Below are 25,478 nucleotides of genomic sequence, written 5' to 3'. Positions count from 1 at the left end.
AGCATTGCCAAGACCGCCTTACTGTATATAATCCCAGTCACTGTATAAAAAAACAGAGCGATCGATATGCTAAAGCTGACGCCACGACAAGCAGAGATTCTGGCCTTCATCAAACGCTGCCTGGAAGACAACGGGTATCCACCCACCCGCGCGGAAATCGCTCAGGAACTGGGTTTCAAGTCACCCAATGCGGCGGAAGAACACCTCAAGGCTCTGGCCCGCAAGGGTGCAATCGAGATGACGCCTGGCGCCTCCCGTGGCATCCGCATCCCCGGCTTCGAAGCCAAGGCCGACGACTCCACCCTGCCGATCATTGGCCGGGTCGCAGCCGGCGCCCCGATTCTTGCGCAGCAACACATCGAAGAGTCCTGCAACATCAATCCCGCCTTCTTCCATCCGCGCGCCGACTACCTGCTGCGCGTCCACGGGATGAGCATGAAGGATATCGGCATTTTCGACGGCGACCTGCTGGCGGTCCACACCACCCGCGAAGCCCGTAACGGCCAGATCGTGGTGGCGCGAATCGGCGACGAAGTGACCGTCAAGCGCTTCAAGCGTGACGGCAGCAAAGTCTGGCTGATCGCCGAGAACCCCGAGTTCGCCCCTATTGAAGTGAACCTTCAAGACCAGGAACTGGTGATCGAAGGCTTGAGTGTCGGCGTCATTCGCCGCTAAAGGAGGCTCCATGCAGTTCCCACAGCCATCACCACAGCAAACCCAACTGCCGTTGTTCGAAGCGTTCATGGCACAGCCATTGGCGCCGATCCTGAAAGACGTAGTCGAGTCCCCCTGGAGCGCCGAACCTGACGTTTTCAGCGAGCTGTCACTGCGTGGTGCAGCCGGGAACTGCCTGAACCTCCTGGCACCGATCCTCAGGGAATTGAGCCAGGACCAGGACGCACGCTGGCTGACACTGATCGCGCCGCCCGCCAGCCTGACTCAAGCCTGGCTGCGAGATGCCGGCCTCAACCGCGAGCGCATTTTGCTGCTGCAACCGCGGGGCACCCAGAGCGCCCAGCAATTGACCTGCGAAGCCCTGCGCCTGGGTCGTAGCCACACGGTGGTCAGCTGGATCAACCCGTTGAGCCCACAATCGCGGCAACAACTGATCAGCGCCGCCCGCACCGGGGACGCTCAGAGCCTGAATATTCGACTGGGTTAACGGACAGGCAAGACGCGCGCTTCACCGCGCAAGGCTTCTCCAGGGACAGAGAAGCCGATGAGTAACGACATCAAGAAAAGCGACAGACGGGGGTCAATGAAGCACCCGCGACCCCTCTTCCTTGTCGAATTCGCCTTCAACCAGGCGACCGGCCATCTGAACACCCACGCTCAACATCGCCTTGGCGACTTCCACGTGCTGGCCTTGCAGGAATGCCTTGGCGTCCTCGGAGAAATCCAAAGTAACCAGAGAACCCTCGTCCTCGGCCCTGCGCAGCTCGATACGGCCGTCTGGTAACTCGACAATTTCTAGAAAGGACGTTGGCATAAAGGACTGTTCTCCACGAAAGGCGAGGATTATATAGGCATCGCGCGGGCTTCGCTTGGGATCTTGACCAGATGTCATCCCAAAAATGTTTCTGTCAGCACTCGTTCAGGCCTTCGCGAAAGCGGATCGCCAACCCCTTCAGATTCTGGCGCCAGCTCTCCAGCTCCTCCCGACTCAGCTCCTCCACTGCCTCCTCTTCATCCAGATTGACAGCCTGAATCAGTGGCTGGGTCACGTCCCCTTTCGGCTTGTGGGGCGCGCGTGGCGGCTGAAACAGCGCAGCATGGGCGGCCAACAGCTTGGCCAGCCAGGTCTCCGGGTTATTGGCCAACTCGACCAGCTCAGCCATTTCCGGAATGGCGATGGTTTCCAGCACCTCGCGAGTCAGCAACAACTCTGCACGGGGCGCATTGGCCTGGGGCAAGCGATAGAAACCGGCGATTTCGTGACACAGACCCAACAGTGCGCCGTACAGGTGAAACAGCGCGGATTCGCGTCCGGCCTGGATCAGCGCCAGCGAATTCATCGCCCGACCCTCTTCAGTGCGGGCCAGTGCTTCGAGCGACAAGCCGGCGAAATAAATCTTCTGATTGGTGCGGGTATACAGTTCGTGGGCCATGACGGCAGCCTCCACAACGAAATAATTGCTTCATGCAGGTTGGACAGTGTCGTGGATCAGCCGATCCAACCGCAAGCCCAAAACAACCAAGGCCGCATGAAAACCCAAGGGTTCTCATGCGGCCTTGCGCACTGTAGGAGCAAGCTCGCTCCTACAGGGGGATTGGCGGCTTTAAGCCTTGGCTGCCGGGCGCTTGTCTTCGACCGTCCACTTACCGCCGTCGTAGAACGCTTTCCAGCCAGTCGGCTTACCCTCGACCTCAGTCTGCACGTACTGTTCCTTGGTCTTGCGACTGTAACGAATCACAGTCGGGAGGCCATCCGGATCTTTCTTCGGCGCTTCGCAGAGGAAGTGATACTTCGGATCGATCTCATCCTTGTGCGGGACGATTTCCATCACCAGCGGAGCACGGGTCTCGCGGTTTTTCGGGAACTGGCTGGCCGCCAGGAACAGACCGGATGCACCGTCGCGCAGGATGTAGGTGTCGTTGACCTTTTCGCATTTCAGCTCAGGCATCTTCACCGGATCCATCTTCGGCGGCGCCGCGTCACCGCTCTTCAGCAGTTTGCGGGTGTTCTTGCACGTCGCATTGGTGCACCCGAAGAACTTGCCAAAACGGCCGGTCTTGAGCTGCATCTCGCTACCGCACTTGTCGCACTCCAGGCTCGGACCTTCATAGCCCTTGATGCGATAGGTGCCCTCTTCGATTTCGTAGCCATCGCAATCCGGGTTGTTACCGCAGATGTGCAGCTTGCGCTTTTCATCGAGCAGGTAGGCATCCATCGCCGTGCTGCAGATCGGGCAGCGATGCTTGCCACGCAACACCAGCGACTCCGACTCACCCTCGTCGTCCGCAGCGATTTCGTCGCCCGGCACCAGGTTGACGGTGGCCTTGCAGCGTTCTTTCGGCGGCAGGCTGTAGCCCGAGCAACCGAGGAACACACCGGTCGACGCAGTACGGATCTGCATTGGCCGGCCACAGGTGGTGCACGGAATGTCAGTCATGACCGGCTGATTGGCCCGCATGCCGTTTTCCGGGCTTTCGGCTACTTCGAGTTTCTTCTTGAAGTCGCCGTAGAACTCGTCGAGTACGTTTTTCCAGTCGCGTTCGCCCTGGGCCACGTCATCGAGATGCTCTTCCATGCCGGCGGTGAAGCCGTAGTCCATCAGGTTGGAGAAGCTCTCGGCCAGACGCTCGGTGACGATGTCGCCCATCTTTTCCGAGTAGAAACGACGGTTGTGCAGCGCCACGTAGCCGCGGTCCTGGATGGTCGAAATGATCGCCGCGTAGGTCGAAGGACGACCGATGCCGCGTTTTTCCATTTCTTTTACCAGGCTGGCTTCCGAGTAACGCGCCGGCGGCTTGGTGAAGTGCTGGGTCGGATCAAGCTTGATCAGCTTCATCGCGTCGCCCTGGGCCATGTCCGGCAGTACGTCGTCATCGCCCGGCTTGGCGATTTGCGGCATGACGCGGGTGTAGCCGTCGAACTTCAGGATGCGGCCCTTGGCGCGCAGCTCAAAGTCGCCGGCACCGACAGTGACGGTGGTCGACAGGTATTGCGCCGGCAGCATCTGGCAAGCGAGGAACTGGCGCCAGATGAGCTCGTAGAGGCGCTCAGCGTCACGCTCCATGCCCGACAGCTTGCTTGGCTCGGTATTGGCGTCGGACGGACGAATCGCTTCGTGAGCCTCCTGTGCGCCTTCCTTGCTGCTGTAGACGTTCGGGGTTTCCGGCAGGTACTTCTTGCCGAACTCGCCTTCAATATAGGTACGCGCCATCGCCACGGCATCAACCGAGAGGTTGGTGGAGTCGGTACGCATGTAGGTGATGTAGCCGGCTTCGTACAAACGCTGGGCCATCATCATGGTCTTCTTCACACCGAAGCCCAGGCGGTTACTCGCGGCCTGTTGCAGGGTGGAGGTGATGAACGGCGCCGACGGCTTGCTGCTGGTCGGTTTGTCTTCACGCTTGACGATGCTGTAGCTGGAAGCCTTGAGCTTCTCCAGCGCGGCCATGGCCTGGGTTTCGTTGAGCGGCTTGAAGGCTTCGCCTTTCTCACGGGCTACGTCGAAACGCACGGTCGCGCCTTTGGCGGTACCGAGGTCAGCATGAACTTCCCAGTACTCTTCCGGGATGAACGCGCGGATTTCACGTTCGCGCTCGACCACCAGCTTCACGGCAACCGATTGCACACGACCAGCGGACAGACCGCGAGCGATCTTGGCCCACAGCAGTGGCGAAACCATGTAGCCCACCACGCGGTCGAGGAAGCGACGCGCCTGCTGGGCGTTGACGCGGTCGATATCGAGCTCGCCTGGTTTTGAGAAGGCTTCCTGAATCGCCTTCTTGGTGATTTCGTTGAACACCACGCGCTTGTAGCGGGTGTCGTCACCACCGATGGCTTCGCGCAGGTGCCAGGCAATGGCTTCCCCCTCGCGGTCCAAGTCGGTTGCGAGATAGATGGTGTCAGCATCCTTGGCGAGCCGGCGCAGCTCTTCGATGACTTTTTCCTTGCCCGGGAGGATCTCGTACTTGGCTTTCCAGCCATGATCCGGATCGACACCCATGCGCGCGACCAGCTGCTTGCGCGCTTTTTCTTTCGGCGACAGTGCCGGCACTTCACCCGCAGCAGCCTTGCCGCGCTTGGCGGCTGGCTCTTTGCTGGCGCTAGCCGAACCGCTGGTGGGCAGGTCTCGGATATGGCCGATACTCGACTTCACCACGTATTCGTTGCCCAAATACTTGTTGATGGTCTTGGCCTTAGCCGGGGATTCCACAATGACCAGCGATTTGCCCATGGATCAGAAAATTCCTGAATTCGAGAAGTGAAAGGCGGTTGGCGCCTGACGCGGCACCGCTATATATAGTGGCAACAAGGTGAGGTCAAGCGCAGGGTTTTGCGCGCACTCAGCTTATGGCTTGTTGAAAAGGCTTTCTTCGGCCTGCACCAAAGCAAAGCGTGGCACCTGTTCGCCGTCAACTTCGACGGACTCCAGGAACATGCTCAAGGGACGCACCCAAAAGCCGTAATCGCCATACAGGGCTTGATAGAAGACCACTTCTTCTTCGGTTTCCGAATGCCGCGCAACACTGAATACGCGGTACTGCGGACCTTTGTAATGTTGGTAGAGCCCGGGTTGTATCGGCATGCTTTGGCCCTCACTGAAATTTTTTCAAAATAAAAATAAAAATAAATCCGGAAAAACAAAAACCGGGGCACTTGGCCCCGGCTTCCATCAACGAGACGCTTAAACGCGTTCGAAGACGGTGGAGATGCCTTGGCCGAGACCAATGCACATGGTGGCTACCCCGAAGGTACCGCCATTCTGCTTCATCACATTGAGCAAAGTGCCGGAGATACGCGCACCGGAGCAACCGAACGGGTGACCCAGGGCAATCGCGCCGCCGTGCAGGTTAACCTTCTCGTTCATCTTGTCGAGCACTTTCAGATCTTTCAGCACTGGCAGGGCCTGTGCGGCGAAAGCTTCATTGAGCTCGAAGAAGTCGATGTCGGAGATACCCAGACCCGCGCGCTTCAGTGCTTTTTGTGTGGCCGGTACTGGACCATAGCCCATGATTGCCGGATCCACACCTGCCACTGCCATCGAGCGAATCACCGCCATAGGCTGAATGCCCAGGTCCTGTGCGCGCTGCGCCGACATCACGATCATGCACGAGGCACCATCGGTGATCTGCGACGAGGTGCCCGCTGTCACGGTGCCGCCCTTCGGATTGAACGCCGGCTTCAGAGCCGCCAGGCTTTCCAGGGTGGTTTCCGGACGAATGGTTTCGTCGTAGTCGAAGGTTTTCAGGAAACCGTTCTCGTCGTAGCCCTGCATCGGGATGATTTCGTCTTTGAACTTGCCTTCCACGGTCGCCTTGTGGGCGAGTTGGTGGGAGCGCACGCCGAAAGCGTCCTGTTGCTCGCGAGTGATGCCGTGCATTTTGCCCAGCATTTCCGCGGTCAGGCCCATCATGCCCGAGGCTTTCGCCGCGTACAGCGACATGTGCGGGTTCGGATCGACACCGTGCATCATGCTCACGTGGCCCATATGCTCGACGCCACCAACCACGAAGACGTCACCATTACCGGTCATGATCGCTTGCGCAGCAGTGTGCAGAGCGCTCATGGACGAGCCACACAGGCGGCTGACGGTCTGGCCGGCCGAGGTGTGCGGGATCTGGGTCATCAGCGACGCCATGCGCGCGATGTTCCAGCCCTGCTCCAGGGTCTGGTTCACACAGCCCCAGATCACGTCTTCGACTTCGCTCGGGTCGACCTTGACGTTACGTTCCAGCAGTTTGCTGATCAGGTGCGCCGACATGTCTTCGGCGCGGGTGTTGCGGTGCATGCCGCCCTTGGAGCGGCCCATCGGAGTACGACCGAAGTCGACAATCACGACGTCTCTAGGATTCAAGCTCATAAGTTCACTCTCACTCTAGTTGGGGGCGCTTAACCGAAGAAGCTCTGGCCGTTCTTGGCCATTTCGCGCAGCTTCGCGGTCGGGTGGTACAGCGCGCCCAAATCAGCGTACTGGTCAGCCAGGGCAACGAACTCTGCCACACCGAGCGAGTCGATGTAACGCAGCGCACCGCCACGGAATGGAGGGAAACCAATACCGTAGACCAGACCCATGTCGGCTTCGGCAGCGGTTTCGACGATGCCGTCTTCCAGGCAACGCACGGTTTCCAGGCACAGCGGGATCATCATCCAGTTGATGATGTCTTCGTCGGTGACTTCGCGCTGCTCGTAAACGATCGGCTTGAGCACTTCCAGTACCGAAGGATCGGCCACTTTCTTCTGCTTGCCGCGCTTGTCGGTCTCGTAGGCGTAGAAGCCCTTGCCGTTCTTCTGGCCCAGGCGCTTGGCTTCGTAGAGCACGTCGACGGCCGAGCGACGGTCGTCCTTCATGCGGTCCGGGAAGCCTTCAGCCATCACGTCACGGCCGTGGTGACCGGTGTCGATGCCGACCACGTCCATCAGGTAGGCCGGGCCCATTGGCCAGCCGAATTTTTCCATGATCTTGTCGATACGGACGAAGTCCACACCGGCGCTGACCAGCTTGGCGAAACCGCCGAAGTACGGGAACAGGACGCGGTTGACCAGGAAGCCCGGGCAATCGTTGACCACGATCGGGTTCTTGCCCATTTTCTTGGCGTAGGCAACGGTGGTGGCAACCGCCAGCTCGCTGGACTTCTCGCCACGGATCACTTCCACCAGCGGCATCATGTGCACCGGGTTGAAGAAGTGCATGCCGACGAAGTTTTCCGGACGCTTGAGGGCCTTGGCCAGCAAGGTGATGGAAATGGTCGAGGTGTTGGACGCGAGGATGGTGTCCTCTTTGACCTGGTCTTCAACTTCAGCCAGTACGGCTTGCTTGACCTTCGGGTTCTCGACGACCGCTTCCACCACCAGGTCCACGTGACCGAAGTCGCCGTAAGACAGGGTTGGACGAATGCCGTTGAGCACTTCAGCCATTTTCGCAGCGGTCATGCGACCTTTATCAACGCGGCCAACCAGCAGTTTGGCGGCTTCGGCCAGACCCTGCTCGATACCGTGCTCGTTGATGTCCTTCATCAGGATCGGCGTGCCTTTGGACGCCGACTGGTAGGCGATACCGCCACCCATGATGCCGGCGCCCAGTACGGCGGCCTGCTTCACGTCCTTGGCGATTTCGTCGTAGGCCTTGGCCTTTTTCTTCAGTTCCTGATCGTTCAGGAACAAGCCGATCAAGCTCTGCGCGGCAGAGGTCTTGGCCAGCTTGACGAAACCGGCAGCTTCAATTTCCAGCGCCTTGTCGCGACCGAAGTTCGCGGCTTTCTGGATGGTCTTGATCGCCTCAACCGGCGCCGGGTAGTTCGGGCCAGCCTGACCGGCCACGAAACCCTTGGCGGTTTCGAAAGCCATCATTTGTTCGATGGCGTTCAGCTTGAGCTTTTCCAGCTTCGGCTGGCGCTTGGCCTTGTAGTCGAACTCACCGGAGATGGCGCGCTTGACCAGTTCCAGCGCAGCATCCTGCAGCTGCTCTGGAGCAACCACTGCGTCGACGGCGCCGACTTTCAGCGCGTCTTCAGGACGGTTTTCCTTGCCGGCGGCAATCCACTCGATGGCGTTGTCGGCACCGATCAGGCGCGGCAGGCGCACGGTACCGCCGAAGCCCGGGTAGATGCCCAGCTTGACTTCCGGCAGACCGATCTTGGCATTGGTGGACATGACGCGGTAGTCCGCCGCCAGGCACATTTCCAGACCGCCACCCAACGCGATGCCGTTGATCGCGGCTACGGTCGGGACGTTGAGGTCTTCGAAATCGCTGAAAATCTTGTTGGCTTCGAGGTTGCCAGCAACAAGTTCTGCATCCGGCAGCTTGAAGTTGTCGACAAATTCGGTGATGTCGGCGCCGACGATGAAGACGTCCTTGCCACTGCTGACGATCACGCCCTTGATCGAAGCATCTGCCTTGATGGTGTCTACGGCCTGACGCAGTTCGTTCAGGGTTAGACGGTTGAACTTGTTGACGGACTCACCCTTGAGGTCGAACTTCAGTTCGACGATGCCACTTTCAAGAGCCTTAACCGTGATGGCTTTACCTTCGTAAATCATCAACTGATCTCCACGATATGGAAGCTGAACAGTACACGTCGGACGCAGGCGAATGGCTTGGCAGGGACGTTGATCGTCAATGCTACGCCCATTCCCCCGGCACACCCGCCAACGCGATAGTCGGGATTCTGTAGGAGCGATCTGAAATACAAACGCTCAATTCATACGCCCGTTTGATTTGGGTACGTCACCTTCACGGAATTTCCGACAATTGTCAATCGCCTGAAAAACGGGTTGAAACGCGACTTTCCGGTCATTTCCGTACTGCGAAGACCTTAAACACGCCGAAGCATGCAAGGTCATTCATAGAATCAATTGTTAGAAAAGTCGCCCTAATTCGCTGCAGCCCGTGTTTAACAAGCTACGCTGGCGAAACTAGGGGAAAAAGTTGAACGCTTTGGCGAATGCCCAGCGTAAGATCAGCCCACACCGTTTTACCGGCCTGCCTGGCCAACCCCGCCCGATGATTTTGTCGGGCTTTTTATTGCCTGCATGAAAACCTGTAGGAGCGAGCCTGCTCGCGATGAACGTCAACGATGACGCTGTTAGCCTGACACCCAGCGGCGCCCTCAGGTTCATCGCGAGCGGGCTCGCTCCTACAGGGGTTCAGGCGAGGGCTTTGAGGGTGGCATCGATCTGCTGCAACACCTCGGCCTCGCCCTTTTCGCCCCAATACAAGGCGATTATTTGCTTGTCGGCCTCGACCTTGAAGACATTGCCGGGCAATTTTTCGAAATGATCGAGCAGCGGCCGATCTTCACAGATTTCCTGCCATTGATTGACCCAGACACCCGGTGATTTTTGCCAGTAACTCCAGCACGCCGGCTGACTGCCACGCCGCGGACGATGATACTGGGCGCAGGGGCTCGGCGGCTCCTGGCTGAGCCAGTGCGGCCATTCCTGGGGTGCCAGTTGCATGGCCAGCCCGATGCGCCGGGCCTCCATCCGCAAGGCGATGCGCCCGCTCTGAACTCGCGACGGCCGCAACCATGCCAGCGGGCTCAGCACCACCAACAGGATTGACACCACTATCCAGACCGTCATATCTGTACTCCCGAATTTGAATGAGCCCATTGTGTCACTTTGGAACCAATGCGCTTGAAACCAGCCATACTTACCAATATTGCATCCCTCAGGAGGAGCACCTCATGCCCTACAACCATATTCTGGTCGCTGTAGATCTGACCGAAGAGTGCGACCCTGTCATCCACCGCGCTCGCGAACTGTCGGTGAGCAATGGCGCGAAATTGTCGCTGGTGCACATTGTCGAGCCGATGGCGATGGCCTTCGGCGGCGACGTGCCTATGGACCTGTCACAACTGCAACAGCAGCAGTTCGATCAGGCCAAGGAGCGCCTTGACCGCCTGAAGCACAAATACTCAGAGCTTGAGGGCTCCAATTGCCACCTCACCTACGGCCAGCCACGCCAGGAAATCCATCACTTCGCCAAGGAACAGCAATGCGATCTGATCGTGGTCGGCAGCCATGGCCGGCACGGCCTGGCACTGCTGCTGGGCTCCACCGCCAATGACGTGCTGCATGGCGCGCCTTGCGATGTGCTGGCGGTGCGTCTGCAAAACAAATCCTGACAACACCTGACCCCTGTGGGAGCGAGCCTGCTCGCGATAGCGATCTGACATTCAACATCTTCATCGATTGTCAGTCCGTCATCGCGAGCAGGCTCGCTCCCACATTGGATCTGCAACAGCCCGCAGATTGCATTGCATACGAAAAGCCCGGCGTTCATCACTGAACGCCGGGCTTTGTTTATTGCAGTATCAATCAGGCATCCAGTTCGGCCCAACGCTCGACCATGATGTCGAGCTCAGCCTGCAACTGCTCCAGCTGAGCAATCACCGCAGCGGTTTCCGCAGCTGGACGCTGATAGAAGCCCGCATCGGCCATCTGCGCTTCAACGGCGGCAATCTGTTGTTCCATGGCTTCGATCTGCCCCGGCAACGCTTCCAGCTCGCGCTGCAACTTGTAGCTGAGCTTTTTCTTCGCCACTGGCGCTTCGATGACCGCCGCAACCGGCGCAGGCTCGGCCTTCACTACGGCGGAGTTCAGGTCGGCCTTGCCGGACTTGCTCTCGGTCACGCCCAGCAGGCGCGGCGAGCCGCCCTGGCGCAGCCAGTCCTGGTAGCCACCGACGTACTCGCGAACCTTGCCTTCACCTTCGAAGACCAGGGTGCTGGTGACCACGTTGTCGAGGAATGCCCGGTCGTGGCTGACCATCAGTACGGTGCCGTTGAAGGTCAGCAAGACTTCTTCCAGCAATTCGAGAGTTTCAACGTCGAGGTCGTTGGTCGGTTCGTCGAGTACCAGCAGGTTCGCCGGCTTGCTGAACAGCTTGGCCAGCAACAGACGGGCACGCTCACCACCGGACAGCGCCTTGACCGGCGTGCGGGCACGCTGCGGGCTGAACAGGAAGTCGCCGAGGTAGCTCAGCACGTGGCGGCTCTGGCCGTCGATATCGATGAAGTCGCGACCTTCGGCCACGTTGTCGATCACGGTTTTTTCCAGGTCCAACTGATGGCGCAACTGGTCGAAGTAGGCAACATCGATCCTGGTGCCCTCCTCCACTTTGCCGCTGGTCGGTTGCAGACCGCTGAGCATCAGCTTCAGCAACGTGGTCTTGCCGGTACCGTTGGCGCCGAGCAGACCGATACGGTCGCCACGCTGCAGCACCATGGAGAAGTCCTTGATCAGGAACGGCCCGCCCGGGTGAGCAAAGCTCACATTCTCGAGCACCATGACCTGCTTACCGGACTTGTCGGCGGTATCCAACTGAATGTTGGCCTTGCCGGTACGCTCACGACGCTCGCTACGCTCGACGCGCAAGGCTTTCAGTGCACGGACACGACCTTCGTTACGGGTACGACGGGCCTTGATGCCCTGGCGAATCCACACTTCTTCCTGGGCCAGGCGCTTGTCGAACAGCGCGTTAGCAGTGGCTTCGGCAGCGAGTTCAGCTTCCTTGTGCACCAGGAAACTGGCGTAGTCGCCGTTCCAGTCGATCAGGCCGCCGCGATCCAGTTCGAGGATGCGGGTTGCCAGGTTCTGCAGGAAAGAACGGTCGTGCGTGATGAACAGCACGGCGCCCTGGAAATCCTTCAGCGCTTCTTCAAGCCAGGCGATGGCACCGATGTCCAGGTGGTTGGTCGGTTCGTCGAGCAGCAGCAGGTCCGGCTCGGACACCAGGGCCTGGGCCAGCAGGACGCGACGACGCCAGCCGCCGGACAACTCGGCGAGGGTCTTGTCGGCCGGCAGCTGCAGGCGGCTCAGGGTGCTGTCGACCAGGGTCTGCAAGCGCCAGCCGTCACGGGCTTCGAGGTCGTGTTGGACGTGCATCAGTTTGTCCAGATCGGCGTCGGTGACGCAGTTCTGGCTCAGGTGGTGATATTCGGCGAGCAAGGCGCCAACGCCGTCCAGACCTTCGGCCACCACGTCGAACACTGTCCGCTCGTCGGCCACCGGCAATTCTTGCGGCAATTCGCCGATCTTGAGTCCTGGTGCGCGCCAAACGGAGCCGTCATCGGGCTTCTGGTCGCCCTTGACGAGCTTCATCATGCTGGACTTGCCAGTGCCATTGCGGCCGATGATGCACACCCGCTCACCACGGGCGATCTGCCAGGACACCTTGTCCAACAACGGCATAGCGCCGAAAGCAAGGGACACATCGCTGAATTTGAGCAGGGTCATGAGCTTCTCCAAAAACCGGGCGCGCATTCTACCTGACTTGAGGCTTCAGAAGGCCGGCAATTTCACTCTCGTAGCACTCTGCATGACAAATGTTGCGAACTGACGCGGGAAGACTCGCAAAGCTTTCACCGGCTGCTGGCAAAAGGCTAAGCTACAGACAATTCAGCGCGGGCCTGGCCCGCGCTTGTCATGATTTTTCTCTGCCCGGACGTCTCATGCGCAGTCGCCTTTTCAATCTTTTATCTGCATTTTTACTGTCTGCCGCTGCCGTTCAATCCGCCCAGGCGGTGGACCTGTCCACCCAACGCCAGTATTACGATGAAGCCAAACGCGCTCTGGCCAAGGGCGATAGCGGCCCGTATTTCCGTTACAGCCAGGCCCTCGCCGATTATCCGCTGGAACCCTACCTGGCGTACGACGAGCTGACCGCGCGCCTGAAAACCGCGAGCAACGCCGAAATCGAGAAATTCCTCGCCGAACACGGCGACCTGCCCCAGGCCAACTGGATGAAACTGCGCTGGTTGCGCTGGCTGGCGGACCGGGGTGACTGGGCGACCTTCGTCAAGTATTACGACCCGAAAATGAACTTCACCGAACTGGACTGCCTGAATGCGCAGTACCAGATCAGCCACAACCTCAAAGCCGAAGGTTATGCCAACACCGAAAAGCTCTGGCTGACCGGTAAATCCCAGCCCGAAGCCTGCGATGCCCTGTTCGGCATGTGGGCCGCCGATGGCCAGCTGACCGAGCAAAAACGCTGGGAACGCGCGAAACTCGCCGCCCAGGCGCGCAACTACCCGCTGGCCAACAGCCTGGTCAACGGCATGACCACTCTCGCCCCGCGCGGTCGCTTGCTGATCGACGTGGCGCAGAAACCGGAACTGCTCAACCAGCCGTCACGCTTCACTCCGGCCGATGAAGCCATGTCCGACGTGGTCAGCCTCGGCCTGCGCCGCCTGGCTCGCCAGGACCCGGACAGGGCCATGAATCTGCTCGACGGTTACGCCAGCAGCATGCATTTCTCCCGGGATGAAAAAGTCGCAATCGCCCGGGAAATTGGCTTGACCCTCGCCAAACGTTTTGACGGCCGAGCCCTGGACGTCATGACCAAATACGATCCGGAACTGCGCGACAACACGGTTTCCGAATGGCGCTTGCGCCTGCTCCTGCGCCTGGCGCGCTGGGACGATGCCTATCAGTTGACCCGCCGCCTGCCCCAGGACCTGGCCAACACCAACCGCTGGCGTTACTGGCAGGCCCGCAGCCTGGAGCTGGCGCAACCGCAGAATCCGGAAGCGCTGACACTCTATAAAAACCTGGCCCGCGAACGCGACTTCTATGGCTTCCTCGCCGCCGATCGCTCGCAGTCACCCTATTCGCTGAACAACAAGCCGCTGGTGATGAGCCAGGCGCTGATCAACAAAGTGCGCAACACCCCCGGCATACGTCGCGCCCTGGAGTTCCACGCTCGCGGGCAAATCGTCGACGGTCGCCGCGAGTGGTACCACGTCAGCCGCCACTTCAGCCGTGACGAGATGGTTGCCCAGGCGAAACTGGCTTACGACCTGAAATGGTATTTCCCGGCCATTCGCACCATCAGCCAGGCGCAGTATTGGGATGACCTGGATATCCGTTTCCCGATGGCCCACCGCAACACGCTGGTGCGTGAAGCGAAGAATCGCGGCCTGCATCCGAGCTGGGCGTTCGCCATCACTCGCCAGGAAAGCGCCTTCATGGAAGATGCCCGCTCCGGGGTCGGCGCCTCGGGCCTGATGCAACTGATGCCCGCCACCGCCAAGGAAACCGCACGCAAGTTCAGCATTCCCTATAGCTCGCCACAGCAACTGTTCAACCCGGACAAGAACATCCAGCTCGGCGCCGCGTACCTGAGCCAGGTGCACAGCCAGTTCAACGGCAACCGTGTCCTCGCCTCCGCCGCCTACAACGCCGGCCCGGGCCGCGTTCGCCAGTGGCTGCGCGGTGCGGATCACTTGAGTTTCGACGTATGGGTGGAAAGCATCCCGTTCGACGAAACCCGCCAGTACGTGCAAAACGTGCTGTCGTATTCGGTGATCTATGGCGAGAAGCTCAACTCACCGCAGCCGATCGTGGATTGGCATGAGCGGTATTTCGACGATCAATGATTCAAATCGACCCGCAAAAAAAGCCCGCATCACAGCTGCGGGCTTTTTTATTGTTCAGAATTTCTTTGCCGACTTGAGCCGTGCGAAGACCTGTTTTCCAAGCTGGGTCAGGCGATACTTTTGTGCCGGACTACTTGGCGACTCAGGATGGGTCATCTCTATCCATTCGACCGCTAATGCAGGCCTGAGATAGTTAGCCCGAAAGGTCGCCTTGTGCACCAATCCGATGTCAGCCATCAATTCGCTGATCTTTCGCGGACCGTTAAGATGCAGTACAGAAAGCAACTTCTCTACTGGGTCGCTTACTGGGTCGGTTACTAGGTCGATTTCTGGCTCACCCCGTACCGCCTCCGATAGTGCAAGGCTCATGGCTTGCAACATGAACTCTACGAAAGGCGTTGATTCGGCCAAATGATCAGCCGCCGACAATGCCGCGTAGTACGCCTCCTGCTGATCCCGAATCACGGCCTCAACCGGCAAATAAGATAATACCGGGCGCCACTGACTGAGTATCAGGGTTTGCCAAAGGCGTCCCATACGTCCGTTACCGTCAGCGAAGGGATGGATGAACTCAAATTCATAATGAAAGACGCAGCTGGTAATCAGGGGATGCCAGTCCGAGGCACCAAGCCACGCCAACAAGTCATCAATCAAGTGCACAACGCGACTCGGCGGCGGCGCCATATGGATCAACTTATCGCCACGATAGATACCCACGCCGGTTCGACGAAACTGCCCGTGTTCATCAATCAATCCGCCCATCAGCAATTCATGGGCACGCAGTAAATCGGTCCGGCTGCTTGGCTGCCAATCAGGCATGGCTTCGTAAGCAGCAAACGCATTTCGTACTTCCTGGATTTCCCGAGGCAACCCCAGCACACGCTGCCCTGCCAGAACGGCAGTCACCTGCTCGATGCTCAGCGTATTGTTTTCGATGGCCAAAGAAGCCTGAATCGTTCGAATCCGATTGCCACGACGTAACTGAGGTGCCTGCAGGCGTTCGTCCATAGCCGTAAGCTGACCGATCTGTTCGCTGATATCGGCGATCAGCGACAACATTTTCGTCGTCAAGGTCAACGGTGGTTGATAACGGCTCATATCCTCATCCGGGCTCATAACAGAGGACGACATAATGCCCGAACCGGGCGTCATTCATCAGTAGTCATTCATGCCGCTTCATGTCCATCACTAAACTGCAACGCCGCCAACCGCGCATACAACGCATTGCTGGCGATAAGCTCCTGATGCGTGCCCACCGCTACCAGCTTCCCCTGATCCATCACCGCGATGCGGTCGGCGTTTTTCACCGTGGCCAGGCGATGGGCGATCACCAGGGTGGTGCGGTTTTTCATCAGGCTCGGCAGCGCCTGCTGGATCAGGTGTTCGCTCTGGGCGTCGAGGGCGCTGGTGGCTTCGTCGAGGAGCAGGATCGGCGCGTCCACCAGCAACGCGCGGGCGATGGCCAGGCGTTGGCGCTGGCCGCCGGACAAGCCGAGGCCACCGTCACCCAGATGAGTCTGGTAGCCATTGGGCATGGCTTCGATAAAGTCATGGGCGTAAGCGATTTTTGCCGCCTCCTGCACCTCGGCCAAGGTCGCCTGCGGATTGCCATAGCGAATGTTTTCTTCAATGCTGCCGAAAAACAGCGCCGGGGTTTGCGACACCAGGGCGAAACAGCGGCGCAGGTCCAGCGGATCGAGTTGAGTCAACGGCACGCCATCGAGCAGGATGTGTCCCTCGGCCGGGTCGTAAAAACGCAACAGCAAGTCATACACCGTGGATTTGCCGGCCCCTGATGGCCCGACCAGCGCCAGCGTCTCACCGGCATTGACGGTCAGGCTCAACCCGTCGACGGCATAGCTTTGCGGCCGCGACGGGTAGGAAAAACGCACATTGTGCAGCTGCAGGTGGCCGTCGACCCGTTCCGGCAGTTTCACCGCGCCAGCCACCGGCGCCAGGATGAAGTTTTCCGAACGCAGCAACTCGGCAATCCGCTCGGCTGCGCCGGCTGCCCGCTGCAGTTCGCCAATCACTTCGCTCAACGTACCAAACGCGCTGCCGACGATCAGGCTGTAGAACACGAACGCCGCCAGCTCGCCGGCGGAAATTCGCCCGGCGATGACGTCCATGCCGCCGACCCAGAGCATCACCCCGACCGCACCCAAGACCAGCACGATCACCAGGGTAATCAGCCACGCCCGCTGGAAGATGCGCTTGCGTGCGGTGTTGAACGCCTCCTCCACAGTCACGGCAAACCGGCGCTCGTCCTGGGCCTGGTGGTTGTAGGCCTGCACGGTCTTGATCTGGCCCAGGGTTTCGGACACATAGCTGCCGATGTCGGCAATCCGGTCCTGACTCAGGCGTGAGAGGTTACGCACCCGGCGACCGAAGATCAGGATCGGCGCGATCACCAGGGGCAAGGCCACCACCACGATGCTGGTGAGCTTGGGGTTGGTGACAAACAACAGAACGATCCCGCCGATCACCATCAGCAAATTGCGCAAGAACAACGACAGCGAAGAACCGATGACCGATTGCAGGAGCGTGGTATCGGCGGTCAGGCGGGACTGGATTTCCGAGCTGCGATTGTCTTCGTAAAACCCCGGGTGCAGGTAAATCAGATGATTGAACACGTTGCGCCGGATATCGGCGACGCAGCGCTCGCCAATCCACGACACCAGGTAAAACCGTGCAAAAGTACCGATCGCCAGCCCCATCACCAGCAACATGAACAACGTGATGGACTGATTGAGCAGGTGCGGCGACTGGGTCATGAACCCCTTGTCCACCAGCAGGCGGATGCCCTGCCCCATGGACAAGGTGATGCCCGCGGTGGCGATCAACGCCAGCAAGGCGCCAAAGGCCTGCCAGCGATACGGCGCGATGAAACGGCTGGCCAGGCGAATGGCACGGCGGTGACGGGCAGAGAGCATCGTAATCATCCTGGACAAGGCAGTCATTAGGGTCAGCCTACACCGCTCAATGAGGTGGCTCGCTGCAAATCACAATGAGTCAGGTTAATTATGTCCACCAACACTAGAGGCTAGACGCTATTGGTCTAAAGTTCGGGTAGCCATGCGGAGGCATTTCTGCTGGACTGTTTCTGTCCCCCCGGAAAGATCGCAGGGAGTTGTCATAGCCCGGTCACCTGGCGGTTCTACAGTAAGCAAACAACCTGATGAGGAGACAGGCCATGTCCTTGCAATACAGCAGCGATGACAAGATTCAAGTGATCCGCACGCAACCAGACCAGTCTCTGGGTTGCTCGATTATTGACGAGCAGGGTCGCGAAGTACCGATCACTGAAAAAATGATCCAGAAAGCTTGCAGCGAACTGGAAAAGCGATTGGTCAAACCTGCCGAACAAAAGTGATATAGCCACCGTCTTCTTGACCCGGCCCTTTGTTGGCCGGGTTTTTTATGCCTGCTTATCCAATCCGGGACTGTGGCGCGCCCTTCGCGAGCAGGCTCGCTCCCACAGGGGATCCGGGTCGTACACAACATTTGCATCCAATAGCGGCTCCTGTGGGAGCGAGCCTGCTCGCGATAGGGCCGCCACGGTCAATCAGACTGCCGTCGCCCCCAACGCCGCAACAATCCTCTGCAACTGCGGCGCATCCCCCTCGATCCGCACCTGCAACCCGTCGATCTCACGGCGCGATGGGTATTGCTTGCGCAGCACATCGAATGCCGCACGCTGCTCGCTGACACTGCCGACAAGGCTGCGACGGAAATCCGCATCGTCACGACGCGGGTCATACACGCCACGGCACAGCATGGCCAACGCCCAGGCCGGGTCGCTTTGCGCATTGAGGGTCACGTGCGACAGCCACGGTGCCGGCAGCAAATCGCTCAAGCTGACGCGGGCCGGCTGCCCGAGGAAATCGCAATACGCCTGATAAATCTGCGCAGTCCCCCGCTGCTTGCCGTCGAGGCTGTAGCCGGCAATGTGTGGCGTTGCCAGCACGCACAGTTCGGCCAGCGCCACGTCGACTTCAGGCTCGCCTTCCCAGACATCGAGCACCGCTTGCAGGTCTTCGCGCTCCAGCAGCACATCGCGCAGGGCCGCGTTGTTGACCACCGGCCCGCGACTGGCATTGATCAGCCAGGTGCCGGACCGGAGCTGGTTCAGACGCTTTTCATCGAACAAGTGCCAGGTCGATTGCTGACCCTGTTTCGTCAATGGCGTGTGCAGGCTGATGACGTCGCACTCGTCGATGATCTGCTCGAGGCTGACGTAGTCTCCACCTTCAGCAGCTTGCCGTGGCGGATCGCACACCAGCACCTTCCAGCCCAGGCCTTGCAGGACCTTGACCAGCCGGCCACCCACTTCGCCGGCACCGACCACGCCGTAGGTACGCCGGGTCAGGTCGACACCTTCGATTTCGGCCAGGGTCAGCAGACTGCCGAGCACATAGTCGACCACGCCGCGGGCATTGCAGCCCGGCGCGCTGGACCACTTGATGCCGGTCTGCTGCAAGTAATTCAGGTCCAGATGATCGGTGCCGATGGTGCACGTACCGACAAAGCGCACCTTGCTGCCCTCGAGCAGCGCGCGATTGACGTTGGTCACCGAACGCACCAACAGCACATCGGCCTGCTCGACCGTGGCACGGTCGATGGCGCGACCCGGTACCCGGCGGATTTCACCGAAACCTTCGAAGAAGGCATCGAGCAGAGGGATATTTTCGTCGGCAACAATCAGCATGGCAGGCTCCTTTGGCGGATCGGCAGTGTAGGCGTAGATGCTGGTGAACGGCCAGCGGGAAGCAACATCATTTGCCTTGTAGCGAGGGGACAGGTTCACGCTCAAACTTTGATTACAAATCCACAACACGGGTCTTTTCCTGACTGCCGCGTCAACGCGTAGAATGCGCGACTGCTCTTCGCAAACTTTTGGACGTTTCGCCCTTGAATTCCGTAACTGACCGCCCTGCTGCCCTCACCCTCTCCCGCCCGGCCCGGGTTCGCCTGGAGCTCAAGACGCTGCTTGGCCTGGCGCTGCCGATCATGATCGCGCAGCTCGCTACTACGGCGATGGGTTTCGTCGATGCGGTGATGGCGGGCCGATTCAGTCCTCGCGACCTCGCGGCGGTTGCCTTGGGCAACTCGATCTGGGTGCCGGTCTTTCTGCTGATGACCGGCACCCTGCTGGCCACCACCCCCAAAGTCGCCCAACGTTTCGGTGCCGGTACCCACAGTGAAATCGGTCCGCTGGTGCGACAGGCATTATGGCTGGCATTGCTGGTCGGACTCCTGGCAACGACTGCATTGCTCAACGCCGAACCCATTCTGCACATCATGAAGGTTGACCCGGAACTGATCGGTCCGTGCATGCAATACCTGAACGGAATTGCCAGCGGCCTTCCCGCCACAGCTTTCTATTGCGTATTGCGCTGCTTCAGTGACGGCCTGGGCCGCACCCGCCCGGCCATGGTGCTTGGCCTGTGCGGCCTGGCCCTGAACATTCCACTGAACTACATCTTCATCTATGGCCACTTTGGCGTCCCGGCCATGGGTGGCGTCGGCTGCGGCTGGGCCACTGCCATCGTCATGTGGGTGATGACCCTGGGCATGGCCGGATGGGAGCGTTGGGCGCCAGCCTATCAATCGAGCCAATTATTCAGCCGTTTCGACTGGCCGCAGTGGTCGGTGATCAAACGCTTGCTGGGCATCGGCCTGCCCATCGGCATCGCGGTGTTCGCCGAGTCGAGCATCTTCGCCGTGATCGCCCTGCTGATCGGCAGCCTCGGCGCCACTGTCGTGGCCGGGCACCAGATTGCACTGAACTTCAGCTCACTGGTGTTCATGATCCCCTACTCCCTCGGCATGGCCGTGACGGTACGGGTCGGCCAGGCCCTTGGGCGTCAGGAACCGCGTGAGGCACGCTTCGCGGCCGGGGTCGGCATGGGTACTGCGCTGGCCTACGCGTGCCTTTCGGCGAGCATGATGTTGTTGATGCGCGAGCACATTGCCGCGATCTACACGGCCGACCCGACCGTGATCCGGGTGGCGGCGATGCTGATTGTGTATTCGGCGCTGTTCCAGTTTTCCGACGCGATCCAGGTGACCGCCGCCGGTGCATTGCGCGGTTATCAGGACACCCGGGTGACGATGTTCCTGACATTGTTCGCGTACTGGGGTATCGGTTTGCCGGTGGGTTACGCCCTCGGCCTGACCGACTGGTTCGGTGCACCGAGTGGCCCGAGCGGGCTGTGGCAAGGCTTGATCGTGGGCTTGAGCTGCGCGGCACTGATGCTGTCGTTTCGCCTGACGCGCAGTGCGCGCAAACGGATTCGTATCAGTCATTCACTGGGCTGATCGCACATGAAAAAAGACCTGCATATGCAGGTCTTTTTTTGGGTGCCGTTAAACGGACTTCTTGCGAATCCAGTAGAGGTAGGTGCCCTCCTCTTCGTGCTGCGCCACCAGTTCATGATCGAGAAACACGCAGAACTTGGGAATGTCGCGACGGGTCGACGGGTCCGTGGCGATCACCTTGAGCAGGCCGCCGGGCACCAGGTCACGGATGTGCTGGTGCAGCATCATCACCGGCTCGGGGCAGTTGAGGCCGGTGGCGTCGAGGGTGCCGTCTACCGGCGTATCAAGCATTTCACTCATGATTCACTCCTGAAACTGGCCGGCATTGTCGCGCATTGCCGGGTGTAACGTCATCTGTGGCACCTGTGGGAGCGAGCCCGCTCGCGATGGCGGTGGGTCAATCAACAAAGATGTTGAATGTGATGGCCTCATCGCGAGCAGGCTCGCTCCTACAGGGGTATCTTTGACTCAGCGGGATTTCGGCTTCTTCACATCCATCCGACGCAAATGGCAGGTCACTTCCTCGCGGTCGTGGTACAGCTGCTTGCAGCCGATCTCGACCTTGATGCCCCGGGCCTTGAAGCCATCGGCAATGCGCTCGAGCAAGCGCTTCACTTCGGCGTAGCGCTGTTTCATCGGCAGCTTGAGGTTGACCACCGCCTCGCGGCAATGGCCGTCGCCGATCCACTCTTCCAGCATCGCGGCGTTGCGTGCCGGCTTCTCGACGATGTCGCAGACCATCCAGTCCACCGGTTGCTTGGGCTTGAAGGTGAAACCGTCAGCCATCAAATGCTGCACAAGACCGGTATCCATCAGGCTTTCGGCCATCGGGCCGTTGTCGATGGCGGTCACCAGCATACCGCGGTTGACCAGTTGCCAGGTCCAGCCACCGGGGGCGGCCCCCAGGTCAACGCCGGTCATATCGCCGTGCAGGCGCTCGTCCCACTGGTCGCGCGGGATGAAGTGGTGCCAGGCCTCTTCCAGCTTGAGGGTCGAGCGGCTCGGTGCCTCGCGGGGGAACTTCAAACGGGGAATGCCCATCGGCCACATCGCCGAGTTGTTCGACTCCGCCAGGCCCATGAACACTTCGCGGCCGCTTTTGAAGGTCAGCAACAGGCGCGGTTTGTGGGCATCTTCCACCAGTTTGCCGGCCGCCATCAGCGCCTTGCGCAGATGCACTTCGAATTTTTTGCAGAAGTTCGACAGTTCCTTGCCGTCATTGGTGTCGACCATTTCCAGCCACAGGCTGCCGCACAGCGGAAAGTCCGCCATATGCGCAAGGATCACGCTGATGCGGTCGGTTTCCGGCAGATCGATGAAGATCCCCCTTGCCCACTGTCGCGGGAAGATCAGCTCGGCGAAACGCTGCCCGCGCATCAGGCGCTCGGCGCCGTCTTCTTCGGTGCAGACAAACTCGGCACAGGCAGTTGCCGCCTTGGCCTTGGCATAACCGGCCACGTTCAAGCGCGCGGCGAGGTCGGAAATCTCGGAACAGACTTCGCCTTCGAAGCCCGGCCGGCAATGCATGAATAGGGTGTTCATTCTTACTCCTGGGCAATGGCGAGGAATTTCGGCCACTGCGCGATGCCCAGGCTTGCGTTGAAGCAAAGCCTGTCACGAAAACCGGCGCATGATAGCCGAGATCGGAACCTGGAGCTTGTCCATAGAGTCCAGTTATTAGCCAGCTACTGAAAACAGGGCTAGGTTTAAGGCTCTGTCCGTCCCCTCAGTCCGTAACCGTGCGGACTTAAAGGAGTGATCGCAATGCCGTCCCTCGATAGTCTGAAAACGCTCAAGACCTTGCAAGTCGGCAACAAGACCTACCACTACTTCAGCCTGCCCGATGCCGCCAAAAGCCTGGGCGATCTGGACAAGCTGCCGATGTCGTTGAAAGTCCTGCTGGAAAACCTGCTGCGCTGGGAGGACGAAAAAACCGTCACCGGCGCCGACCTCAAGGCACTGGCCGCGTGGCTCAAGGAGCGTCGTTCCGACCGCGAAATCCAGTACCGCCCGGCGCGGGTGCTGATGCAGGACTTCACCGGCGTACCGGCGGTGGTCGACCTGGCCGCCATGCGCGCGGCGATGGCCAAGGCCGGCGGCAATCCGCAGCGGATCAACCCGCTGTCGCCGGTGGACCTGGTGATCGACCATTCGGTGATGGTCGACAAGTTCGCCAGCAGCAGCGCCTTCGAGCAGAACGTCGACATTGAAATGCAGCGCAATGGCGAGCGTTATGCGTTCCTGCGCTGGGGCCAGAGTGCCTTCGACAATTTCAGCGTGGTGCCACCGGGCACCGGCATCTGCCACCAGGTGAATCTTGAATACCTCGGCCGCACGGTCTGGACCAAGGACGAAGACGGCCGCACCTACGCCTTCCCCGACACCCTGGTGGGCACCGATTCCCACACCACCATGATCAACGGCCTCGGCGTGCTTGGCTGGGGCGTCGGCGGTATCGAGGCGGAAGCGGCGATGCTCGGGCAACCGGTGTCGATGCTGATTCCCGAAGTCATCGGTTTCAAACTCACCGGCAAGCTCAAGGAAGGCATCACCGCCACCGACCTGGTGCTGACCGTGACCCAGATGCTGCGCAAGAAAGGCGTGGTGGGCAAATTCGTCGAATTCTACGGCGATGGCCTAGCCGACCTGCCCCTGGCCGACCGCGCGACCATCGCCAACATGGCCCCGGAATACGGCGCCACCTGCGGTTTCTTCCCGGTGGACGACATCACGCTGGAGTACCTGCGCCTGTCCGGCCGCCCCCTGGAAACGGTGCAACTGGTCGAGGCCTACAGCAAGGCCCAGGGCCTGTGGCGCCTGCCCGGCCAGGAACCGGCGTTCACCGACACCCTGGCGCTGGACATGGGCCGCGTCGAAGCCAGCCTCGCGGGGCCGAAACGCCCGCAGGACAGGGTATCGCTGCCGAATGTCGCCCAAGCCTTCAGCGACTTCGTCGACCTGCAATTCAAACCCACCAGCAAGGAAGAAGGCCGCCTGGAAAGCGAAGGCGGTGGCGGCGTCGCCGTTGGCAACGCCGATCTGGCCGGCGAAGCGGATTACGACTACGAAGGCCAGACCTATCGGCTGAAAAACGGCGCCGTGGTCATCGCCGCGATCACCTCCTGCACCAACACTTCCAACCCGAGCGTGATGATGGCGGCCGGGCTGGTGGCGAAGAAGGCCGTGGAAAAAGGCCTGAAACGCAAACCCTGGGTGAAGAGTTCGCTGGCCCCCGGCTCGAAAGTGGTCACCGACTACTATAAGGCGGCCGGCCTGACCCGTTACCTCGATGAATTGGGCTTCGCCCTGGTCGGCTATGGCTGCACCACCTGCATCGGCAATTCCGGGCCGCTGCCGGAGCCCATCGAGAAAGCCATCCAGCAAGCCGACCTCACCGTGGCCTCCGTGCTCTCGGGCAATCGCAACTTCGAAGGCCGGGTGCATCCGCTGGTGAAAACCAACTGGCTGGCCTCCCCGCCACTGGTGGTCGCCTACGCGCTGGCCGGCACAGTGCGCACCGACCTCAGCCGCGAGCCGTTGGGCGATGACAAGGACGGCAAACCGGTTTACCTGCGGGACATCTGGCCAAGCAGCAAAGAAATTGCCGACGCCGTGAGTCAGGTCAACACCGCCATGTTCCACAAGGAATACGCCGAAGTGTTTGCCGGAGACGCGCAATGGCAGGCGATTGAAGTACCGCAGGCGGCGACCTATGTCTGGCAGTCCGACTCGACTTATATCCAGCACCCACCGTTCTTCGACGACATCGGCGGCCCGCCGCCAGTGGTCAAGGATGTCAATGGCGCCAGGATCCTCGCACTGCTCGGCGACTCGGTGACCACCGACCACATCTCCCCGGCCGGCAACATCAAGGTCGACAGCCCTGCAGGGCAATACCTGCGCGACAAAGGCGTGGAACCGAGGGATTTCAACTCCTACGGTTCGCGGCGCGGCAACCATGAAGTGATGATGCGCGGCACCTTCGCCAACATTCGCATACGCAACGAAATGCTCGGCGGCGAAGAAGGCGGCAACACCCGCTACCTTCCCACCGGGGAAAAAATGTCGATCTACGACGCCGCCATGCGCTATCAGGCTTCAGGCACGCCGCTGGTGGTGTTCGCCGGCCAAGAATACGGCACCGGTTCGAGTCGCGACTGGGCGGCCAAAGGCACCAATCTGCTGGGGGTGAAAGCGGTCATCGCCGAAAGCTTCGAACGGATTCACCGCTCCAACCTGGTGGGCATGGGTGTGCTGCCGTTGCAGTTCAAGCTGGATCAGAACCGCAAGAGCCTGAACCTCAATGGCAGCGAAACCCTGGACATCTTCGGCTTGACCGGCGTCGAGCTGACGCCACGGATGAACCTGACACTGGCCATCACCCGCGAAGACGGCAGCAGCGAGAAGATCGAGGTGTTGTGCCGCATCGATACACTCAATGAGGTGGAGTACTTCAAGTCCGGAGGGATTCTGCATTACGTGTTGCGGCAGTTGATCGCTTCGTAACGGACGACCGACACAAACACCGCCTTCGGGCGGTGTTTGTGTTTGGGTCACGAAAATTTATGTGGGAGCGAGCTTGCTCGCGATATGGACATAAC

20 protein-coding genes are annotated in these 25,478 nt (G+C 60.0%); 7 read left to right on the top strand and 13 right to left on the bottom strand.

Annotated features, from left to right (window positions below):
- Positions 1-66 precede the first annotated feature (66 nt).
- Complete coding sequence (gene lexA / locus AC3IT9_RS09310; RefSeq protein ID WP_007995278.1) at positions 67-675, top strand: transcriptional repressor LexA; 609 nt, start codon at positions 67-69, stop codon at positions 673-675.
- Between the two features lie 10 nt (positions 676-685).
- Complete coding sequence (gene sulA / locus AC3IT9_RS09305; RefSeq protein WP_150724704.1) at positions 686-1,162, top strand: SOS-induced cell division inhibitor SulA; 477 nt, start codon at positions 686-688, stop codon at positions 1,160-1,162.
- A gap of 93 nt (positions 1,163-1,255) precedes the next feature.
- Here sulA and AC3IT9_RS09300 read toward each other — a convergent pair whose 3' ends face one another.
- The 7 genes from AC3IT9_RS09300 to AC3IT9_RS09270 all read right to left on the bottom strand — a co-directional run bounded on the left by AC3IT9_RS09300 (position 1,256) and on the right by AC3IT9_RS09270 (position 9,754).
- On the bottom strand, positions 1,256-1,489 hold the full coding sequence (locus AC3IT9_RS09300) for a hypothetical protein (RefSeq protein ID WP_046041430.1): 234 nt from the start codon (positions 1,487-1,489) through the stop codon (positions 1,256-1,258).
- Between the two features lie 94 nt (positions 1,490-1,583).
- A complete protein-coding gene (locus AC3IT9_RS09295) occupies positions 1,584-2,108 on the bottom strand; it encodes a DUF6586 family protein (RefSeq protein ID WP_150724703.1) in 525 nt (174 codons plus the stop codon).
- 171 nt (positions 2,109-2,279) lie between these two features.
- Complete coding sequence (gene topA / locus AC3IT9_RS09290; RefSeq protein ID WP_150755196.1) at positions 2,280-4,907, bottom strand: type I DNA topoisomerase; 2,628 nt, start codon at positions 4,905-4,907, stop codon at positions 2,280-2,282.
- Between the two features lie 114 nt (positions 4,908-5,021).
- Positions 5,022-5,258 carry a DUF1653 domain-containing protein gene (locus tag AC3IT9_RS09285; protein WP_008050054.1) on the bottom strand — a complete coding sequence of 79 codons (237 nt, stop codon included), beginning with the start codon at positions 5,256-5,258 and terminating at the stop codon, positions 5,022-5,024.
- A gap of 99 nt (positions 5,259-5,357) precedes the next feature.
- On the bottom strand, positions 5,358-6,533 hold the full coding sequence (fadA, locus tag AC3IT9_RS09280; RefSeq protein ID WP_007974051.1) for an acetyl-CoA C-acyltransferase FadA: 1,176 nt from the start codon (positions 6,531-6,533) through the stop codon (positions 5,358-5,360).
- Positions 6,534-6,562: 29 nt separating this feature from the next.
- The gene (fadB, locus tag AC3IT9_RS09275; RefSeq protein WP_150758845.1) at positions 6,563-8,710 is read right to left on the bottom strand and encodes a fatty acid oxidation complex subunit alpha FadB; all 2,148 of its coding nucleotides are present in this window, start codon (positions 8,708-8,710) and stop codon (positions 6,563-6,565) included.
- 606 nt (positions 8,711-9,316) lie between these two features.
- Positions 9,317-9,754 (bottom strand): hypothetical protein, encoded by a 438-nt coding sequence (locus tag AC3IT9_RS09270; protein ID WP_223441998.1) that lies wholly within the window; start codon positions 9,752-9,754, stop codon positions 9,317-9,319.
- 104 nt (positions 9,755-9,858) lie between these two features.
- Between AC3IT9_RS09270 and AC3IT9_RS09265 the strand changes: the two genes are divergently transcribed.
- Positions 9,859-10,299, top strand: coding sequence for a universal stress protein (locus tag AC3IT9_RS09265; protein ID WP_150755199.1), 441 nt, complete (start codon positions 9,859-9,861; stop codon positions 10,297-10,299).
- A gap of 193 nt (positions 10,300-10,492) precedes the next feature.
- Here AC3IT9_RS09265 and AC3IT9_RS09260 read toward each other — a convergent pair whose 3' ends face one another.
- Entirely contained in the window at positions 10,493-12,412 is a 1,920-nt protein-coding gene (locus AC3IT9_RS09260; protein WP_489272739.1) for an ATP-binding cassette domain-containing protein, read from the bottom strand.
- A 215-nt stretch (positions 12,413-12,627) separates the two neighbouring features.
- Here AC3IT9_RS09260 and AC3IT9_RS09255 point away from each other — a divergent pair, with 215 nt between their 5' ends.
- Complete coding sequence (locus AC3IT9_RS09255) at positions 12,628-14,556, top strand: transglycosylase SLT domain-containing protein (protein ID WP_150755201.1); 1,929 nt, start codon at positions 12,628-12,630, stop codon at positions 14,554-14,556.
- Between the two features lie 54 nt (positions 14,557-14,610).
- Here AC3IT9_RS09255 and AC3IT9_RS09250 read toward each other — a convergent pair whose 3' ends face one another.
- Together AC3IT9_RS09250 and AC3IT9_RS09245 are read right to left on the bottom strand one after the other, a co-directional pair.
- Positions 14,611-15,654, bottom strand: coding sequence for a Fic family protein (locus AC3IT9_RS09250; RefSeq protein WP_489272737.1), 1,044 nt, complete (start codon positions 15,652-15,654; stop codon positions 14,611-14,613).
- Positions 15,655-15,722: 68 nt separating this feature from the next.
- Entirely contained in the window at positions 15,723-17,498 is a 1,776-nt protein-coding gene (locus tag AC3IT9_RS09245) for an ABC transporter transmembrane domain-containing protein (RefSeq protein ID WP_489273493.1), read from the bottom strand.
- Between the two features lie 251 nt (positions 17,499-17,749).
- Here AC3IT9_RS09245 and AC3IT9_RS09240 point away from each other — a divergent pair, with 251 nt between their 5' ends.
- Entirely contained in the window at positions 17,750-17,929 is a 180-nt protein-coding gene (locus AC3IT9_RS09240; protein ID WP_150755204.1) for a PA1571 family protein, read from the top strand.
- Between the two features lie 192 nt (positions 17,930-18,121).
- Here AC3IT9_RS09240 and pdxB read toward each other — a convergent pair whose 3' ends face one another.
- The gene (gene pdxB / locus AC3IT9_RS09235; protein ID WP_151213442.1) at positions 18,122-19,264 is read right to left on the bottom strand and encodes a 4-phosphoerythronate dehydrogenase PdxB; all 1,143 of its coding nucleotides are present in this window, start codon (positions 19,262-19,264) and stop codon (positions 18,122-18,124) included.
- Between the two features lie 203 nt (positions 19,265-19,467).
- On the opposite strand from pdxB, the gene AC3IT9_RS09230 reads away from it, so the two are divergent.
- Positions 19,468-20,877 (top strand): MATE family efflux transporter, encoded by a 1,410-nt coding sequence (locus AC3IT9_RS09230; RefSeq protein WP_150724692.1) that lies wholly within the window; start codon positions 19,468-19,470, stop codon positions 20,875-20,877.
- 48 nt (positions 20,878-20,925) lie between these two features.
- Here AC3IT9_RS09230 and tusA read toward each other — a convergent pair whose 3' ends face one another.
- Positions 20,926-21,177 (bottom strand): sulfurtransferase TusA, encoded by a 252-nt coding sequence (gene tusA / locus AC3IT9_RS09225; RefSeq protein WP_015095965.1) that lies wholly within the window; start codon positions 21,175-21,177, stop codon positions 20,926-20,928.
- A 168-nt stretch (positions 21,178-21,345) separates the two neighbouring features.
- Positions 21,346-22,419, bottom strand: coding sequence for a 23S rRNA (cytidine(2498)-2'-O)-methyltransferase RlmM (gene rlmM, locus AC3IT9_RS09220; protein ID WP_489272736.1), 1,074 nt, complete (start codon positions 22,417-22,419; stop codon positions 21,346-21,348).
- 222 nt (positions 22,420-22,641) lie between these two features.
- On the opposite strand from rlmM, the gene acnA reads away from it, so the two are divergent.
- A complete protein-coding gene (gene acnA / locus AC3IT9_RS09215; RefSeq protein ID WP_489272735.1) occupies positions 22,642-25,383 on the top strand; it encodes an aconitate hydratase AcnA in 2,742 nt (913 codons plus the stop codon).
- The last annotated feature ends 95 nt before the right edge of the window (positions 25,384-25,478 follow it).

This window comes from Pseudomonas sp. KH_046_1 (assembly GCF_057839025.1).
Note: the sequence above shows the minus strand (reverse complement) of the source record. Positions and strands in the feature narration are given on the sequence as shown.

Bases quoted from the DNA above. Each gene is read 5' to 3' on its own strand.
- lexA (WP_007995278.1), top strand. From the start codon at position 67: ATGCTAAAGCTGACGCCACGACAAGCAGAGATTCTGGCCTTCATCAAA.
- sulA (WP_150724704.1), top strand. From the start codon at position 686: ATGCAGTTCCCACAGCCATCACCACAGCAAACCCAACTGCCGTTGTTC.
- AC3IT9_RS09300 (WP_046041430.1), bottom strand. From the start codon at position 1,489: ATGCCAACGTCCTTTCTAGAAATTGTCGAGTTACCAGACGGCCGTATC.
- AC3IT9_RS09295 (WP_150724703.1), bottom strand. From the start codon at position 2,108: ATGGCCCACGAACTGTATACCCGCACCAATCAGAAGATTTATTTCGCC.
- topA (WP_150755196.1), bottom strand. From the start codon at position 4,907: ATGGGCAAATCGCTGGTCATTGTGGAATCCCCGGCTAAGGCCAAGACC.
- AC3IT9_RS09285 (WP_008050054.1), bottom strand. From the start codon at position 5,258: ATGCCGATACAACCCGGGCTCTACCAACATTACAAAGGTCCGCAGTAC.
- fadA (WP_007974051.1), bottom strand. From the start codon at position 6,533: ATGAGCTTGAATCCTAGAGACGTCGTGATTGTCGACTTCGGTCGTACT.
- fadB (WP_150758845.1), bottom strand. From the start codon at position 8,710: ATGATTTACGAAGGTAAAGCCATCACGGTTAAGGCTCTTGAAAGTGGC.
- AC3IT9_RS09270 (WP_223441998.1), bottom strand. From the start codon at position 9,754: ATGACGGTCTGGATAGTGGTGTCAATCCTGTTGGTGGTGCTGAGCCCG.
- AC3IT9_RS09265 (WP_150755199.1), top strand. From the start codon at position 9,859: ATGCCCTACAACCATATTCTGGTCGCTGTAGATCTGACCGAAGAGTGC.
- AC3IT9_RS09260 (WP_489272739.1), bottom strand. From the start codon at position 12,412: ATGACCCTGCTCAAATTCAGCGATGTGTCCCTTGCTTTCGGCGCTATG.
- AC3IT9_RS09255 (WP_150755201.1), top strand. From the start codon at position 12,628: ATGCGCAGTCGCCTTTTCAATCTTTTATCTGCATTTTTACTGTCTGCC.
- AC3IT9_RS09250 (WP_489272737.1), bottom strand. From the start codon at position 15,654: ATGAGCCGTTATCAACCACCGTTGACCTTGACGACGAAAATGTTGTCG.
- AC3IT9_RS09245 (WP_489273493.1), bottom strand. From the start codon at position 17,498: ATGATTACGATGCTCTCTGCCCGTCACCGCCGTGCCATTCGCCTGGCC.
- AC3IT9_RS09240 (WP_150755204.1), top strand. From the start codon at position 17,750: ATGTCCTTGCAATACAGCAGCGATGACAAGATTCAAGTGATCCGCACG.
- pdxB (WP_151213442.1), bottom strand. From the start codon at position 19,264: ATGCTGATTGTTGCCGACGAAAATATCCCTCTGCTCGATGCCTTCTTC.
- tusA (WP_015095965.1), bottom strand. From the start codon at position 21,177: ATGAGTGAAATGCTTGATACGCCGGTAGACGGCACCCTCGACGCCACC.
- rlmM (WP_489272736.1), bottom strand. From the start codon at position 22,419: ATGAACACCCTATTCATGCATTGCCGGCCGGGCTTCGAAGGCGAAGTC.
- acnA (WP_489272735.1), top strand. From the start codon at position 22,642: ATGCCGTCCCTCGATAGTCTGAAAACGCTCAAGACCTTGCAAGTCGGC.